This is a genomic window from Halomonas sp. DP4Y7-1, from assembly GCF_019800705.1.
GTDB lineage: Bacteria > Pseudomonadota > Gammaproteobacteria > Pseudomonadales > Halomonadaceae > Halomonas > Halomonas litopenaei_A.
In genome coordinates this window covers 481,255-498,344 of the sequence record NZ_JAHVKS010000003.1, presented here as the reverse complement: position 1 = coordinate 498,344, position 17,090 = coordinate 481,255, and the positions used below count along the sequence as shown (strand labels likewise).

14 protein-coding genes are annotated in these 17,090 nt (G+C 61.9%); 3 read left to right on the top strand and 11 right to left on the bottom strand.

The window, feature by feature from the left end:
• Positions 1 to 23: 23 nt before the first annotated feature.
• From glmM to rlmE, 4 genes are all read right to left on the bottom strand, one after another.
• Positions 24 to 1,373 carry a phosphoglucosamine mutase gene (glmM, locus tag KUV72_RS08685; protein ID WP_206942485.1) on the bottom strand — a complete coding sequence of 450 codons (1,350 nt, stop codon included), beginning with the start codon at positions 1,371 to 1,373 and terminating at the stop codon, positions 24 to 26.
• Complete coding sequence (gene folP, locus KUV72_RS08680) at positions 1,366 to 2,160, bottom strand: dihydropteroate synthase (RefSeq protein ID WP_222238066.1); 795 nt, start codon at positions 2,158 to 2,160, stop codon at positions 1,366 to 1,368. Before folP ends, glmM begins: the two co-directional genes overlap by 8 nt.
• Before the next feature lie 196 nt (positions 2,161 to 2,356).
• On the bottom strand, positions 2,357 to 4,348 hold the full coding sequence (gene ftsH, locus KUV72_RS08675) for an ATP-dependent zinc metalloprotease FtsH (RefSeq protein WP_222162144.1): 1,992 nt from the start codon (positions 4,346 to 4,348) through the stop codon (positions 2,357 to 2,359).
• 316 nt (positions 4,349 to 4,664) lie between these two features.
• Positions 4,665 to 5,333: a 23S rRNA (uridine(2552)-2'-O)-methyltransferase RlmE gene (gene rlmE / locus KUV72_RS08670; RefSeq protein WP_206942483.1), complete on the bottom strand. Its 669-nt coding sequence runs from the start codon at positions 5,331 to 5,333 to the stop codon at positions 4,665 to 4,667.
• 327 nt (positions 5,334 to 5,660) lie between these two features.
• Between rlmE and yhbY the strand changes: the two genes are divergently transcribed.
• Positions 5,661 to 5,987, top strand: a complete 327-nt coding sequence (gene yhbY, locus KUV72_RS08665) for a ribosome assembly RNA-binding protein YhbY (protein ID WP_206942611.1) — start codon at positions 5,661 to 5,663, stop codon at positions 5,985 to 5,987.
• Positions 5,988 to 6,124: 137 nt separating this feature from the next.
• On the opposite strand, the gene greA is transcribed toward yhbY, so the two are convergent.
• The 4 genes from greA to dapB form a co-directional block, all read right to left on the bottom strand.
• The gene (greA, locus tag KUV72_RS08660) at positions 6,125 to 6,601 is read right to left on the bottom strand and encodes a transcription elongation factor GreA (protein WP_206942482.1); all 477 of its coding nucleotides are present in this window, start codon (positions 6,599 to 6,601) and stop codon (positions 6,125 to 6,127) included.
• Positions 6,598 to 9,828 (bottom strand): carbamoyl-phosphate synthase large subunit, encoded by a 3,231-nt coding sequence (gene carB / locus KUV72_RS08655; protein WP_222238022.1) that lies wholly within the window; start codon positions 9,826 to 9,828, stop codon positions 6,598 to 6,600. The genes greA and carB overlap by 4 nt, the downstream gene beginning before the upstream one ends.
• A gap of 51 nt (positions 9,829 to 9,879) precedes the next feature.
• Positions 9,880 to 11,025: a glutamine-hydrolyzing carbamoyl-phosphate synthase small subunit gene (gene carA, locus KUV72_RS08650; RefSeq protein ID WP_222238021.1), complete on the bottom strand. Its 1,146-nt coding sequence runs from the start codon at positions 11,023 to 11,025 to the stop codon at positions 9,880 to 9,882.
• Between the two features lie 367 nt (positions 11,026 to 11,392).
• Complete coding sequence (gene dapB, locus KUV72_RS08645) at positions 11,393 to 12,211, bottom strand: 4-hydroxy-tetrahydrodipicolinate reductase (protein ID WP_206942468.1); 819 nt, start codon at positions 12,209 to 12,211, stop codon at positions 11,393 to 11,395.
• A gap of 99 nt (positions 12,212 to 12,310) precedes the next feature.
• On the opposite strand from dapB, the gene KUV72_RS08640 reads away from it, so the two are divergent.
• The gene (locus KUV72_RS08640; RefSeq protein ID WP_222238020.1) at positions 12,311 to 13,417 is read left to right on the top strand and encodes an esterase-like activity of phytase family protein; all 1,107 of its coding nucleotides are present in this window, start codon (positions 12,311 to 12,313) and stop codon (positions 13,415 to 13,417) included.
• On the opposite strand, the gene KUV72_RS08635 is transcribed toward KUV72_RS08640, so the two are convergent.
• The 3 genes from KUV72_RS08635 to KUV72_RS08625 all read right to left on the bottom strand — a co-directional run bounded on the left by KUV72_RS08635 (position 13,386) and on the right by KUV72_RS08625 (position 15,933).
• Positions 13,386 to 14,144 carry a class I SAM-dependent methyltransferase gene (locus tag KUV72_RS08635; protein ID WP_222238019.1) on the bottom strand — a complete coding sequence of 253 codons (759 nt, stop codon included), beginning with the start codon at positions 14,142 to 14,144 and terminating at the stop codon, positions 13,386 to 13,388. The two genes, KUV72_RS08640 and KUV72_RS08635, sit on opposite strands and share 32 nt — an antisense overlap.
• Before the next feature lie 245 nt (positions 14,145 to 14,389).
• The gene (locus KUV72_RS08630; RefSeq protein ID WP_261317407.1) at positions 14,390 to 15,364 is read right to left on the bottom strand and encodes a DMT family transporter; all 975 of its coding nucleotides are present in this window, start codon (positions 15,362 to 15,364) and stop codon (positions 14,390 to 14,392) included.
• Entirely contained in the window at positions 15,361 to 15,933 is a 573-nt protein-coding gene (locus KUV72_RS08625) for a MarR family winged helix-turn-helix transcriptional regulator (RefSeq protein ID WP_222238018.1), read from the bottom strand. The genes KUV72_RS08630 and KUV72_RS08625 overlap by 4 nt, the downstream gene beginning before the upstream one ends.
• A 191-nt stretch (positions 15,934 to 16,124) precedes the next feature.
• Between KUV72_RS08625 and corA the strand changes: the two genes are divergently transcribed.
• Positions 16,125 to 17,090, top strand: a complete 966-nt coding sequence (corA, locus tag KUV72_RS08620) for a magnesium/cobalt transporter CorA (RefSeq protein ID WP_222238017.1) — start codon at positions 16,125 to 16,127, stop codon at positions 17,088 to 17,090.

The window sequence follows — 17,090 nt, the reverse complement described above, 5'->3', positions numbered from 1 at the left end:
GCGTGCCGCCGCAAGGGACAGGGTCAGCTCACCAGCCCACGCACATCATCGGCAAGGCGACGTGCCAGCCCCTCAACGTCCAGATGGGGGCGACCCTCGACCATGACGCGAATCAACGGCTCAGTGCCGGATGGACGCAGCAGCACTCGCCCTTCAGCACCCAACTCCGCCTCTACGGCCTTGGTCGCAGCGTCCAGGCTAGGCTCTGCCATCACGGCCTTGGCATCAACACCCGCAGGCAATCGCACGTTGACCAGTGACTGGGGGGCTTTCTCGAAACCGTACAGCAACCGCGACAGCGGCTTCTCCTCGCGTACCATGTAGGACAACACCTGCAGCGCCGAGACGATACCATCCCCCGTCGTCTGCACATGGCGGCACACGATATGACCCGACGACTCGCCGCCAAGCAACCAGTTGTTGGCCGCCAGTCGCTCCATCACGTAACGGTCGCCGACCTTGGCCCGCTCGAACGGCACACCCATGCCTTCCAGCGCTGCCGCCAGCCCAAAGTTGCTCATCAGGGTGCCGACCACTCCCCCACCCAGTTCGCCTCGCTCGTGGCGGTCCTTGGCGATCAGGTAGAGCATGTCGTCGCCATCGATTTCATGACCATCGGCATCGACCATCAACACGCGGTCGCCATCCCCATCGAAGGCCACCCCCAGGTCAGCCCCCTGCTGAATCACTGCGGCGCGCAACGCCGCGGGATGGGTCGAGCCGACCTCACGGTTGATATTCAGGCCATCTGGCTCGGCGCCTACCAGGGTCACCTTGGCACCCAACTCTTTGAATACCGCAGGAGCGATGTGGTACGTGGCCCCATGGGCGCAATCGAGGACGATCCGCAGCCCATGCAGGTTGACGCGGTCCGGAATGGTCGACTTGCAGAACTCGATGTAGCGCCCGGCAGCGTCATCGACGCGACTTGCCTTGCCCAGCTCATCCGGCGGCACGGTGGTCAGCGTCTCTTCCAGGGCTTTTTCGATCCGTTCTTCGATCTCATCACCCAGCTTCGCGCCTTCGGCCGAGAAGAACTTGATGCCATTGTCCTGATAGGCGTTGTGGGACGCCGAAATCACGATGCCGGCATCCGCCCTGAAGGTACGCGTCAGGTAGGCAATACCGGGCGTCGGCATTGGCCCCAGCAACATGACGTCAACGCCAGCTGCCGACAACCCTGCCTCGAGGGCCGACTCGAACATGTAGCCGGAGATCCGCGTATCCTTGCCAATCAACACGCGCGCCCGCTGCCGGCGCGGCTCGAGCACGCGCCCAGTCGCCCATCCAAGCTTGAGCATGAAGTCAGGGGTGATGGGCGCCTGCCCGACGGTGCCGCGAATTCCGTCCGTGCCAAAGTAGCGTCTAGCCATGGTGTTCTCCTTCCTCGAGAACGGCCCAAGTCATGTTCACCGCGTCCACATGGGGCCCCACATCGTGAACGCGCAATATGCGAGCACCGCGCTCGACCGCCAGCGCCGACAAGGCCAGGCCTCCCGGCAGACGCTCTTCGACAGCGCGATCGAGCACCTTGCCGATCATGCTCTTGCGAGACATGCCGACCAGCAGCGGAAGCCCCAGGGCTTCTAGACGCTCCATGCGGTGCAATAGGCGAAGATTATGCTCTACCGTCTTGGCGAAACCAAAGCCCGGGTCCAGCAAGATACGTTCCCGACGCAGCCCAGCAGCCTCACATTCTGCGACACGGGATTCCAGGAAGCGCGCGACTTCTTCCTCGACCGGTTCCGGGTAGCTCGGTGCGTCCTGCATATCGCCCGGCTCACCCAGCATATGCATCAGCACTACTGGCAACCCCGTTCCGGTCGCCGCTGCCAGCGCACCTTCGCGCCGCAGGTTGCGCACGTCGTTGATCATGCCTGCGCCAGCCAGTGCGCTTTCCCGCATTACCTCAGGCGTCGAGGTATCCACCGACACCAGGGCGTCCAGCTCGCGCACCAGCGCCTCAACCACGGGAGCAACGCGATCCATTTCCTGCTGGGCGCTCACCGGAGCGGCCCCCGGTCGGGTCGACTCGCCACCCACGTCAATGATGGCGGCACCTTCCGCCAGCATCTGTTCAGCGTGACGCAGGGCATCATCGATCACCATGTGGCGCCCGCCGTCAGAGAAAGAATCAGGCGTCACGTTAAGAATGCCCATGACGCGGGGAAAGGTGAGATCGAGCCGATGACGGCCGCAGGGCAGCACGGCGGGATAACGAGATTCCATCGGTGAAAAAGTCCTGGCTGGAGACATGGTAAGACACGAGATGAGGGCCACTATCGCAGCATCGTGCGACAGCTGCCCCTGCAACGCCAGAGGCGCCCCGTGGGGCGCCTCTGTCAGGGGCAGAGCATCAGCTGCCGGCGGGGCCGCCGAGGGGGTCGGAGGGACGACGACCGGGACTGTCATCGTCTTCCTCGTCACCTTCTTCGCTGTCAGCACTGGGCTGATCATTGTCGGCAGTGGCAGCGGGATCGCCGGTCACCGGAGACCCACCACCGGAGCCAGGCTCATCCCAGTCCTTGGGTGGACGCGGATCACGACCTTCCATGATGTCCTTGAGCTGATCGGCATCGATGGTCTCGTACTGCATCAGCGCGTCGGCCATGGCATCCAGCTTGTCGCGATTGTCCTCGAGGATCTGTTGTGCCTGCTCGTAGCAGCCATCGATGATCTTGCGGACTTCCCGATCAAGGCGCGTGGTGGTGTCGCCGGACTTGAGCTTGCCGCCGCCCTGACCCGGGCCGCCGAGGAACTGATGCGACTCGTCCTCGTCGTACATGATCGGACCCATCTCTTCCGACAGCCCCCACTTGGCCACCATGTTATGAGCAAGCTCAGTGGCGCGCTTGATGTCGTTGGATGCCCCCGTCGTGACGCCATTCGGACCCAGCGTCATTTCCTCGGCGATACGGCCGCCGAACAATGAGCAGATCTGACTGATGATCTGCTGCCGCGACAGGCTGTAGCGATCCTGTTCCGGCAGGAACATCGTCACACCCAGCGCACGCCCACGAGGAATAATGGTGACCTTGTACACCGGATCATGCTCGGGCATGACCAGACCGATGATGGCATGGCCGGCCTCGTGGTAAGCGGTATTCAGCTTTTCCTTTTCGGTCATGACCATGGAGCGGCGCTCGGCGCCCATCATGATCTTGTCCTTGGCCAGCTCCAGCTCCTCCATACCCACCAGACGCTTGTTGCGGCGGGCCGAGAACAGGGCTGCCTCGTTGACCAGGTTGGCCAGGTCGGCACCGGAGAACCCGGGGGTACCACGAGCGATGAAGGTCGGCTTGACGTCATCAGCCAGCGGCACCTTGCGCAGGTGGACGTTGAGGATGTGCTCACGACCGCGAATATCGGGCAACGGCACCACCACCTGACGGTCGAAGCGACCGGGGCGCAGCAGGGCCGGATCGAGTACGTCGGGGCGGTTGGTGGCAGCGATCACGATGATGCCTTCATTGGCCTCGAAGCCGTCCATCTCGACCAGCAACTGGTTCAAGGTCTGCTCACGCTCATCGTTGCCGCCACCCATGCCGGCACCGCGCGAGCGACCTACGGCGTCGATCTCGTCGATGAAGATGATGCAGGGCGCCTGCTTCTTGGCCTGTTCGAACATGTCGCGAACACGGGAAGCACCGACACCCACGAACATCTCGACAAAGTCAGAGCCGGAGATCGAGAAAAACGGGACCTTGGCCTCACCAGCGATGGACTTCGCCAGCAGGGTCTTACCCGTACCAGGCGGGCCCACCATCAGCACACCACGGGGAATCGTTCCGCCCAGACGCTGGAACTTGGTGGGGTCGCGCAGGAAGTCGACCAGCTCCTCGACCTCTTCCTTGGCCTCATCGCAGCCAGCAACATCCGCAAAGGTCGTCTTGATCTGATCCTGGGACAGCAGCTTCGCCTTCGACTTGCCGAAGCTCATCGGGCCGCCTTTACCGGCGCCGCCACCCTGCATCTGACGCATGAAGAACATGAAGATGGCCAGGATCAGCAGGATCGGGAAGCTGGCAATCAGCAGCCGCGTCCATAAGCTCTGCTGTTCGGGCTTCTTGCCCACCACAGTCACGTTATTGGACAGCAGATCATCCATCAGCTTCGGATCTTCCGCCGAAGGGCGAATCGTCTGGAAGCTGGAGCCATCGTTGCGCTCACCGCTGATCGTGTAACCATCGATGGTCACACTGCGTACTTGTTCATTTTGCACCTGCTGGACGAACTGTGAGTAGTTCATCTGGTTCGGTGCATTCTCGACGCTGAAGTTGTTGAACACCGTCAGCAGCACCGCCGCGATGACCAACCACAGAATCAGGTTCTTCGCCATGTCGTTCAAGGGACCACCCTCAATTGCAAGAATCTGTCGGCCTATGGTGCCTAAGGGTTCGACACTACATGAGCCAGCCTTGTTCAGCCAGCCTGTTGCGACCGACCCAAGGTGTCACTGCGCTGATTTCAGCGAGCGCCACCAGCAGTATACCTCTGCCCCGCCATGAATTTGGCCTCATAGCGAGCACATCTGACATTATCGCAGCATTAGTCGAAAGCTATCGAGACGCCTTGCGTCGCCCCGAATCTCGCCGCCACTCGCTGAGACCGACGCCTGTGTCCGAAGCCTGTTACTGGAGCGAGGGCGTGGCAGCCGGCTGCCGCTACCCCTTGAACCCCTGGGCCAGCAAGTACACCTCCCGGGAGCGCGCCCGCGAGGCACCGGGCTTGCGCGTGACAACCTTGCGGAAGGCACCACGCAGCTCCTTCAGGTACTCGTCAAAGCCTTCGCCCTGGAACACTTTCGCCAGAAAGGTGCCCTCGGGACGCAGCGTCTGCCTTGCCAAGTCCAGCGCCAGCTCCACCAGGTACATGGCCTGCGGCTGATCGATCGCCGCCATACCACTCATATTGGGGGCCATATCCGACATCACAAGGTCTACCGGGCGATCTTGCAGGCGCGCCAGCAACTCATCGAGCACACTGTCTTCGGTAAAATCTCCCTGAACGAAATCGACGCCCGCCAGGGCATCCATCTCCAGGATGTCCGAGGCGATGACAACGCCACTGTCCCCCACTCGCTCGGCCGCTATTTGACTCCAGCCGCCTGGAGCAGCGCCCAGGTCAATCACCGTCATACCGGGCTTGAGCAGCTTGTCCTTGTCATCTAGCTCAACCAGCTTGTAGCTCGCCCTGGAGCGATAGCCATCCTGCCAACTTTGCTGGACATACTGATCGTCGAAGTGCTCCTTCAGCCAGCTCGCGCTCGTCTTGCTGGACGAGGGCTTCTTGCTGGAGGATTTCTTGCTGGAAGGGGGACGAGAGGCTGCCACTACACCACCTGAGAGAAGTTGCCGGGGACGATGTCCTGAAGCGACTGACCGAGACCAATGGATGAGATGGTCTACAGGCTGCTCCGTTCGGAGTGCCGCTCACCTGGACAGAGAATGACCATGAAGCGCGGTATCGGTTCGGACGACACCCGGGTCGAAGGCGTATCGATGGGGGGGTCCGGTAAGCGCCGACAGCGATTGAAAAAATGGATGCCGGGGGCGCCATCGACGACAATCGACAGGCGACATCGCTTTCACCGCACGGGGTTTACCCGTACCATGTGCGGTCACGCGCCCAACGGCCAATACGGAATGAAGCAAGATACCATGAGCTTGTCACAGGCACAAAAGAAAGCAATGCGCAGCATCGGCCACCACCTCGACCCGGTGGTCACGGCCTCGGAGAACGGCATTTCCGAGGGCCTGTTGGCCGAGCTCGAACGCGCCCTCAATGACCATGAACTGGTCAAGGTGAAGCTGGCGATTCCCGACCGCGACGACCGCACCGCCGTGCTGGACGAACTGGTCAACCAGAGCAAGTCCGAGCTGATCCAGAAGATCGGCAAGGTCGCCCTGCTGTATCGCAAGAACCCTAAGGCCAACCCGAAGCTGTCCAACATCACTCGCTTCGAGAACCACCACGGCCGCCACTGACAGCGCTAGCCACTGACGGCTACCAGGTCAGCCGCCAAGCGCGGAAGGCGATGGCTCAGGGCCAGCCTTAGCACCAAACGACACCGCCCCGCCAGGTTGCCTGGCGGGGCGGTGTCGTTGGAGCGGGAGAGTTGCGCTTAGATGTGCTCGACGCCGGTTATCTCGTACTCGACTTCGCCGCCAGGAGTGCGCACCAGCACCACTTCACCTTCTTCCTTGCCGATCAAGGCGCGGGCAATGGGTGACGTGACGGAGATGCGACGCTCCTTGATGTCGGCCTCATCCTCACCAACGATGCGGTAGGTCACCTCTTCGTCGGTATCCAGGTTCAACAGCTCGACGGTCACGCCGAAGATCACCTTGCCCGTCTTCGGCAACTTGGTGACGTCGATGACCTGGGCGTTGGACAGCTTGCCCTCGATCTCTTGAATACGGCCTTCGATGAAGCCCTGCTGCTCGCGGGCAGCATGGTACTCGGCGTTTTCCTTGAGGTCGCCATGCTCGCGGGCTTCCGCGATGGCAGCGATCACTGTCGGGCGAGCCTCGCTCTTGAGCTGCTCGAGCTCTTCACGCAGGCGTTGCTCACCGGCGACGGTCATCGGGACCTTGTTCATGTATTCGCTCCTGCATGCAGTTCCTGTAGCCGCCGCACGGTAACGGCATTGCCGTACTCGAGCGCCAAGCAAACGGCACTGGCCCCTGCCAGCGTCGTGGCATAGGGAACCTTGTGGGCGAGTGCGGTGCGGCGGATCACCGAGGAGTCGTTGATGGCCTGGCGGCCCTCGGTGGTATTGACGATATAGGCGATCTCGTCGTTCTTGATGGAATCGACGATGTGCGGCCGGCCTTCGTAAACCTTACTGACGACCTCAACGGGCAGACCAGCCTGTTCAAGGGCTGCCGCCGTTCCTCGGGTCGCACAGAGTGTGAAGCCCAATGTTACCAGAGAACGCGCCACTTCGATAACACCCGCCTTGTCCGGCTCGCGTACCGACAGGAACGCCTTGCGATCACCGGTCAGCGGCGGGATCGCCTCGCCAGCACCCAGCTGAGCCTTGTAAAAGGCCTCGGCAAAGGTCTCGCCAGAGCCCATCACCTCGCCGGTGGACTTCATTTCCGGCGACAGGATCGGATCCACACCGGGGAACTTGTTGAACGGGAACACCGCTTCCTTGACGCTATAGAAATGCGGCACGATCTCCCGCTCGAACCCTTGCTCCTTGAGGCTGACGCCAGCCATGCAGCGGGCGGCAACCTGCGCCAGCGAGGTGCCGATGCACTTGGATACGAAGGGCACGGTGCGCGAGGCACGCGGGTTGACCTCGATGACGTAGATTTCGCCGTCCTGCCAGGCCAGCTGGACGTTCATCAGACCCTTCACGCCCAGCTCGACGGCCATGCGCTTGACCTGCTCGCGCATCTCGTCCTGGACGTCCGCCGGCAGCGAGTACGGCGGCAGCGCACAGGCGGAGTCGCCCGAGTGCACACCGGCCTGCTCCACGTGCTGCATGATGCCGCCGATCACGACCTGATCGCCGTCGGACACTGCATCGATATCCACCTCGACCGCCGCACTGAGGAAATGGTCGAGCAATACCGGCGAGTCATTGGAGACCTTGACCGCATGGGTCATGTAGTTCTCGAGCTCGCTGGCGTCGTAGACGATCTCCATGGCCCGGCCGCCCAGCACGTAGCTCGGGCGCACCACCAGCGGGTAGCCGATCGCTTCGGCCTTGGAGAAGGCCTCATCGAAGCTTCTGGCGGTGGCATTGGGGGGCTGCTTCAGACCCAGCTTGTCGATCATCTGCTGGAAACGCTCGCGGTCCTCGGCACGGTCGATCGCATCCGGGGTAGTACCAATGATCGGCACACCAGCGGCCTCGAGGGCACGGGCAAGCTTCAGCGGCGTCTGGCCACCGAACTGGACGATCACGCCGACCGGCTTTTCCTTGTCGGCGATCTCGAGCACGTCCTCCAGAGTCACCGGCTCGAAGTACAGACGGTCAGAGGTATCGTAGTCGGTGGACACGGTCTCGGGGTTGCAGTTGACCATGATGGTCTCGTAGCCGTCATCGCGCATGGCGAAGGCGGCATGGACGCAGCAGTAGTCGAACTCGATACCCTGGCCGATACGGTTCGGACCTCCACCCAGCACCATGATCTTCTGGCGGTCGCTGACCTCGGCCTCGCACTCTTCCTCATAGGTCGAGTACATGTAGGCGGTGTCGGAGGCAAACTCGGCGGCACAGGTGTCTACCCGCTTGTACACCGGGCGGATACCGGCATCCTGGCGCGCCTTGCGCACATCGTCCTCGGACACGCCAAGCACCTTGGCCAGGCGCGCGTCACCGAAGCCCTTGCGCTTGAGGCGATAGATCTCACGGGCATCCAGCGAGGACAGCGAGCGACTGGCCAGATCCTGCTCGATCTTGACGATATCTTCGAGCTGGACCAGGAACCAGGGGTCGATATTGGTCAGTTCAAAGACGTCTTCCACGCTCATGCCGGAACGCATGGCGTCGGCGATGTAGAAGATGCGCTCGGCACCGGCAGCCTGCAGCTCGCCCTTGATCAGCGCCATGTTGTCGGCGCTGAAGTCGGTCACGATGGGATCGAGGCCATCATTACCGGTCTCCATGCCGCGCAGGGCCTTCTGCAGAGACTCCTGGAAGGTCCGACCGATCGCCATGACCTCACCCACCGACTTCATCTGGGTGGTCAGGCGGTCATTGGCCTGGGGAAACTTCTCGAAGGTGAAACGCGGAATCTTGGTGACGACGTAGTCAATGGACGGCTCGAACGAGGCCGGAGTGCGCCCGCCGGTAATATCGTTCTGCAGCTCATCCAGGGTGTAGCCCACCGCCAGCTTGGCAGCGATCTTGGCAATCGGGAAGCCGGTGGCCTTGGAGGCCAGCGCAGAGGAGCGCGATACACGCGGGTTCATCTCGATGACCACCATGCGCCCGGTCTCGGGGTCCACGCCAAACTGGACGTTGGAGCCACCGGTCTCGACGCCGATCTCGCGCAGCACCGCGAGAGAAGCGTCACGCATGATCTGATATTCCTTGTCCGTCAGCGTCTGCGCAGGCGCCACGGTAATGGAGTCACCCGTGTGGACTCCCATGGGGTCAAAGTTCTCGATGGCACAAACGATGATGCAGTTGTCGTTCTTGTCGCGAACGACCTCCATCTCGTATTCCTTCCACCCCAGCAGCGATTCGTCGATCAACAGCTCATGGGTCGGAGAGAGCTCAAAGCCACGATGGCAGATTTCCTTGAACTCTTCCTTGTTGTACGCGACGCCGCCGCCAGACCCGCCCATGGTGAAGGACGGCCGGATGATGGCCGGGAAGCCCAGCTCGCTCTGAATCTCCCAGGCCTCGTCCATGCTGTGAGCGATCTTGGCCTTGGGGCACTCCAGACCGATATTCTTCATCGCCTTGTCGAAGCGGTCGCGATCCTCGGCCTTGTCGATAGTGTCGGCATTGGCCCCGATCATCTCAACGCCATACTTTTCCAGGACACCGTGACGATCCAGGTCCAGTGCGCAGTTCAGCGCGGTCTGCCCCCCCATGGTCGGCAGCACCGCATCGGGGCGTTCAGCCTCGATGATCTTTTCTACTGCCTGCCAGGTGATCGGCTCGATATAGGTAGCGTCGGCCATGGCGGGATCGGTCATGATCGTCGCCGGGTTCGAGTTGACCAGGATGACGCGGAACCCTTCTTCACGCAGGGCCTTGCAGGCCTGGGCGCCGGAGTAGTCGAACTCGCAGGCCTGACCGATGACGATCGGGCCTGCGCCGATGATAAGGATGCTTTTCAGGTCTGTACGCTTGGGCATGGTGCTTCCCGCAAGAAAATTGGACGATGAACCGGAGTCTGGGTGAGCGCCTTAACGACGGTTTTGCATCATGTCGATGAAGCGGTCGAACAGCGGCGCCACATCGCGGGGGCCTGGGCTCGCCTCGGGGTGACCCTGGAAGCTGAAGGCCGGGCAATCGGTACGCTCGATACCTTGCAAGGTGCCGTCAAACAGGGAGCGGTGGGTCGCTCGCAGGGTGTCCGGAAGCGATGTCTCGTCGGCGGCAAAGCCGTGGTTCTGACTGGTGATCATCACATGCCCGGAATCGAGATCCTGCACCGGGTGGTTGGCACCGTGATGACCATGATTCATCTTGACCGTGGTTGCCCCACTGGCCAGCGCCAGCAGCTGGTGACCCAGACAGATACCAAAGACCGGCACCTGGGTGGTCAGAATCTCGCGGATTGCCTCAATGGCATAGTCACAGGGCTCGGGGTCGCCGGGGCCGTTGGACAGGAACACGCCATCGGGCTTCATCGCCAGCACCTCAGCCGCTGGCGTCTGCGCCGGCACCACCGTCAACTTGCACCCGCGGCTGGCCAGCATACGCAGAATATTGAACTTGACCCCATAGTCGTAGGCCACCACGTGGAAGGGGCGCTCGCCGGCAGCAGCGTCAACGTAGCCTTCGCCCAGCTGCCATTCGCCTTCATTCCATTCGTACGCTTCGCTACAGGACACCACCTTCGCCAGATCCATGCCCTTGAGCCCCGGGAAGGCACGCGCGGCTTCCAGCGCGCGCGCTACGGCGTCATCGCCCTCGGCCTCGCTGCCCGCCAGGATGGCGCCATTCTGGGCCCCCTTGTCGCGCAGAATGCGCGTCAGGCGGCGCGTATCGATATCTGCGATACCGACGACATTCTGACTGGCGAGATAATCGGACAGGCTCTGGGTGGAGCGGAAGTTACTGGCAACCAACGGGAGGTCGCGGATGACGAGGCCCGCGGCGGCGATGCTGGAAGACTCGATGTCTTCGGGATTGATGCCGGTATTGCCAATATGAGGGTAGGTCAGCGTGACGATCTGTCGAGAGTAGGAAGGGTCGGTGAGAATTTCCTGATAGCCGGTCATGGCCGTATTGAACACCACTTCGCCACTGGTCTGCCCGTCTGCACCAATGGCCGTGCCGTGGAATACGCTGCCATCTTCCAGGGCCAATATTGCGGGTTTGTTCAACGCTACGTCCTCCCAAAGCTCGTCAAGGTATCCACGACCGCTGCCACCGCCCGTGACAGCCTGTCGCCAGGCCATTCGGCACCGACCCGGCCCGCCGCATGACAAGCACACGAGGGGCCGGGCCGTAAAAAAGCGGGACGAAACCCGGTGTTTGACCGGTTTCATCCCGCTTGTTGTCATTCGCTCGGAATGCACGGCCGCCACACTACGCCAGCAAGCGTCGTTAAATGCGCTTTCTGGGCGGCACTTTCATGCCCGGCTCGGCCGAAATTTTTGGAATGTTACAGCATTCAGAGGTATCTGACTACCCCCGTTCACGCATCAACCCCCGGCAGCCTTTGCCACCGAACGTTGCGACCAGACAGACTTACTCAAGCCCCAGCACATCGTTCATGCCATAGCGTCCGGCATCGCGCCCGGCCACCCAGCGCGCAGCGCGCACAGCACCGCGGGCAAAGGTCATGCGGCTAGACGCCTTGTGGGTGATCTCGATGCGCTCACCTTCCGTCGCAAACATCACGGTGTGCTCACCGACGATATCCCCTGCACGCACGGTAGCGAAGCCAATCTCCTTGGCATCACGGGGGCCGCACTGGCCGACGCGCTCAAACACACCGTGCTCCTTGAGATCACGATCCAGAGCGGCGGCAACCACCTCGCCCATGCGCAGCGCCGTGCCGGAGGGGGCATCCACCTTGTGTCGATGATGGGACTCGATCACTTCGATGTCGTAACCTTCATCGCCAAGCGCCTTCGCCGCGGTTTCCAGCAACTTCAGCGTCAGATTCACACCGACACTCATGTTGGGCGCAAACACCATGGCGACCCGGTCGCGATAGCTGTCGAGCTCGGCCAGCTCGTCATCGGACAAGCCCGTGGTGCCAATCACGATCGCCTTGCCATGCTGGGCGCAGAACGCCAGGTTGGCCAGCGTCACCTTTGGCGCGGTGAAGTCGATCAAGACGTCAAAATCATCGACGATAGCGTCCAGGGAATCGACCGCAGTCACCTCCAGCCGACCGATACCCGCGAGCTCTCCCAGGTCTGCGTTCGTCAGCGAACTGCCCGGCTCAACGATACCACCGGCGAGAGAAGCCGCTTCATCCTGGGCGACGGCGTTGACCAGGGTGCGACCCATGCGACCGGCGACGCCGACAATAGCAATACGAGGGGCGGTTGAACTCATGCAAACTCCAGCGCTGACCAATGATAAAACTGCAAGAAACTTGGCGCAGTATACCAATGCCACACCACAATGCCTTGCCCACGCTTCAATGAGGCCTCCATGTTGCCCAAGCCCCTGCCCCCACACTGCCTGGCCATCGGACTGATCATCCTGTCGTCGTGGCTCAGCGGCTGCACTACCCAGGTCGCCTCCGCCAACCTTCAGGGTGATGCCCCCGCGCCGGCAGCGCTCGAGTTCTGCGGCACCCTGGCGCTACCCGGCGAATGGCAGCCGCTTGATGATGTCTCGCCGGTGCCCCTGGGCGGGCTGTCCGCCATGGCCTGGGACAACGATGAACAGCGCCTGTATCTGCTATCGGATCGTGGACGCCTACACCAGGCGACCCCCGTATTTCGCGATGGCCGGCTGGTTGACCTCACGGCGCTATCGAGCCACCGACTGGCGGACCGAGACGGTCGCCGCCTGGAAGGCAAGGCGGCAGACGCCGAGTCTCTGGTACTGATGAATGACCGCGACAACGTTGCAGGCAATACGCAGCTGCTGGTGGGCTTTGAACAGGATCACCGCGTCGAAGGCTTCACCACCACCGGTGTATCAAGCGGACGGATCATACGCTCCCCTTTGACGGCCAGCGCTGCTGACAACCAGAGCCTGGAGGCGCTTGCCTGGGTGCCCGGCATCGGCCTGCTCGCGGGACTGGAAGCCCCACCGACCGACATGCCACAGCCTCCCTCCGACGACGTCTCAAGCCGCCATACGCTGCTGTTCAGCCTGCCCGGCGACGACACACCGGTCACCCGCTGGCACTACCCCTTGGCATCGGCACCTGGCAGCGCACTGACAGAGCTACTGACACTCGAAGACGCTGCCAGCACTCGCTCGCCCCGTCTGCTGGCCCTGGAGCGGGCGTTCACCCCACCACACCCTCTGACCATCACCCTGAGCCTGGTCGAACTGCACCAACCCCCGACCGTCGACGTCACACGTCTTGCCAGCCTGTCTGCAGGAGACGGCTGGCGAATCGACAACATGGAAGGACTGGCAAGGCTGCCAGAAGGCAGCATCCTGATGGTCAGCGACGACAACTTCAGTGCACTTCAGCGCAATCTGCTGAGCTGCTTCCGCCTGCGTCAGGGCCTCGCTGACACTCCCCTTCCAGCGGGACCACCAATGTCTAGCGACGGGCCACCAGCAGGTGATGATTGAAGCCCTCTGGCCCCCACAACCAAGCTGACTCGGCATCAGGAAATCGCAACGGCTCGCGCCGGACCTGCGAAAAGCCCACGCGCTGCAGCGTTTCGACCACGGTTCTGCCGGGAATGGCCACATGGTCCACCGGTAACCAGGCAGACCCCGAGCGCACCTGACCCGCCACGCGACTCCAGGGAGCCGGACGCTGCCCCGGCGCCACCCCAGGGTCATAGCGATAGCTGGTCAAGGCTTCCAGCCGCGCCATTCGCTTTGGATCGAACACATAGTCATGGGTGATATCCAGCCACACCAGCAGGCCGCCAGGCTTCAGCGCCTCGAAGAGATTGCGACACGCACGAGCCAACTGCTCTGGATCCTGAATGAAATGGAAGGCAAAGACGCTGACCAAGGTATCGAAGGGCGCCTCGGGCAGGGCTAGCGGCTGATAGGCATCCTCCACACGGAACGTCATGCCGAACCCACCATGGCGCTGTCTGGCCAGGGCTATCTGCGCGGGGCTGATATCGACGCCCACCACCTCACTCGCACCCTGACGACGCATATCTGCCGCCAGGTCGCCGTTGCCACACCCCACATCGAGCACCCGCTTGCCGACAACCCCTTCCTCCAGCCCCAGGTAGTGCAGCACCGACCCGGTAAAAATACAGTAGCGGGGATCTTGAGCCAGCTGGTCGTAGCGCTCGGCCAAGGCGTCGGAAAAACCGTCGCCAGATGACGCCATGGCTGGCCCACCCGCATCAGCCACGGAAGAAGAGGGTGCAAATGACTCCGAGTCAGTGGCTGGGCCTTGCTCTGGCTGTCGGTTTGTAAAGGAAGAAGAACAGATACCTGACATGACGAGCTCCATGGCCATAAACGCCGATGAGCCACCTTTACCGCCCGCCAGAGATAACGTCACGTCACATTTAGATACAAACGCATACGAAAGCGAGATTTGCGCATTACCGCACAACTAACGAAGTGTACTTACCCCATTCGACATCCCGGCTCAGCATCCGTCCTGGGCACTGTGTGGCGCCGTTGGCGCATGTCCCGTCGCAACAGCAGCACAATGGCGGCAACGACCAGCACACTCCCAGGCAACCACAGCCAGGATATGCGCGTCGGCATCTGCACGAATAGCAGCCACATCGAGACAAACGGCACGAGATAGCCATAGGCAGTGACCCCTGCTGGAGTCAGCGTGGCCGTAGCATACTGCTGCAGCCAGAACGTCATGCCACTGGAGAACAGACCGAGATACACCAAGATCCCGAGATCTCTGGAGGTCATCTGTAGCAAGGCGGTCGAATCCCCGGCCGCGACACCCAGCAAGCCGATCAGCAGCGCCCCCAGCACCAGGCTCCACAGCGTTCGCACCCCCGCATGGGGCGACAGCCAACCTCTGGCCAAGCCCAGTTTCGACAGCACCGGATACAGCGCAGAGGCGATGCAGCCCAGGAAGAAGACCAGCTCCCCCGTGCCTAGGCGCATATTGGCAAAGGAACCCCCTGCCTCGGCCCACGCCAACGCGATGGCGCCTGCCGCCCCCAGCAACAGCAGCCCCAGCAGCGATAGCGCAGGATCCTCAACGCCCACCAGTCGCCCAAGGCAGTACGCCAGCAGCGGTACGCTCACGAACAAGGTGGCCATGGACAGGGCACTGGTCAGGTGCGCCACCCAGAACATGGCGCCGAAGAAACCTGCCAGACACAGCCCCATCAGCCCATACAGCAGCAGCCCGGGACGACTGGGGCAAAGGCCTGGCGCCCGCCAAACCAGCGGCAACACCGCAGCCGCTGCAATCACGAAGCGTAACGATGTCAGCGCAAGCGGCGGCAGTCCTTGACTGAGCAGCCCGACGGCCGGGAATGACAGCCCCACCAGCAAGGCCCACAACACCATGCCAAGATGGGCAGGCAAGGCGCCAGCCCTCCAGGAAGACCGGGCTAGCGAGCTCATTGGCGCTCCTCCAATGTCAGCAACAGTTGACGCAGCCCATTGGCCAGGGCATCTGCTTGCTCATCAGCGAGCCCTGAGCGCATCTGTGCCAGCGACTCCAGGTAGGCATCGAGCAGGCCAGGGATCATGGCTCTACCCGCCTCGCTCAGTCTGACCAGCACGCTTCGGCGATCGCTGGGATGCGCCACCCGCTCCACCAACCCCCGCTCCACCAGGCGGTCGAGGCGATGTGTCATGGCCCCTGAGGTCAGCACCACAGCCTCGCACAGCTCATTGGGTGTCAAACCGTCAGGAGCATCACGTCGATACAGAGTGGCGAGCAGGTCGAACTCACCCTCTTTCAGGCCGTGCTCACGAAAAACCGCATTCACTCGTCGATCCACGTGCTTCAGCACTCGGTAAAGACGCGTAAAAATCCCCATATCCGCGGGATCCTGTGCAGGTAGCGCGCGCCGCCACTCGTCCTGAAGGCGGTCTATGGCATCTTTTTCGCCCGCAGCATCGATGTTGGCCGAACCTGCCGCTGGACCGATGTCCCTGTTGCCACCTGATGGCCCTGTCTCTGTCATGACCGCTCTCCCTCGCCGCTCGAACAGCTATCTTTATGCAAAGTATCTTTATATAAAGATAGATAGTCCGAGCCGTTTTGCCAAGGGACCGTCACCACGTTGCTGTGCCTCGCACTGCAAAGACGGATGACCAGCGACAGCACCAGCTACCTTTTCAGCAACGACATCTCGATCGCACGGGGGAGGTAGCCATGATCATCAACTGCGTAGCCTATGAAGAGGGTCGTCGGCTCTGCGACATTGATGCCAGTGAGGTGGCCGCCCACCTTGCCCATCCCCATCGCTTCGTGTGGGTCGCCCTGCATGATCCGGACGCAGACGAACTGGCCACCTTCCAGGAGGTATTCGGGCTGCACGAACTGGCGGTGGAGGATGCCCTGGCAGGCCACCAGCGCCCCAAGGTGGAAGAGTATGGGGATGCCTTGTTCGTGGTGACCCAGATGATGTCGGCGCTACAGGAGGAGATCCAGTTCGGCCAGCTGGCCATCTTCGCGGGACCTGGCTATGTGCTGTCGGTACGCCAGCACCACCATCGCGGGTTTACCGATGTCAGGCACCGGTGCGAGCGAGAGCCAGAACTCCTCAAACAGGGGCCGGCCTTCGTGCTGTATGCGCTGATGGATGTGGTGGTAGACCGCTATTTTCCGATTCTCGAGAGCCTGGAGGCAGAGCTTGAAAGCATCGAGGAACAGATGTTCGTCAAAGGCAACGCAAGAACCAGCCTGAAACGTCTCTATCAGCTCAAGCGCAGCATCATGTGCGTCAAGCATGCGGTGAACCCGCTGGCCGAAGCCAGTGCCCATCTATTTGGCGGACGCGTGCCCGCGCTCTGCCAAGGCACCCAGGATTACTTTCGTGACGTCTACGACCACTTGCATCGCATTGAAGCTGCCGTCGACACCATCCGCGAGACGATCACCACCGCCATTCAGGTCAACCTGGCCATGATTGCCATCGACGAAGGAGAGGTGCAGAAACGCCTGGCTTCCTGGGCGGCCATTTTCGCCGTGGCGACCATTCTTGCCGGCGTATGGGGAATGAACTTCACGCATATGCCAGAACTGGACTGGCGCATGGGCTATCCCATGGCACTGGGGGCCATGGGACTATGCTGCGGCGCGCTTTATCGTCACTTTCGACGAGCCGGCTGGCTATGA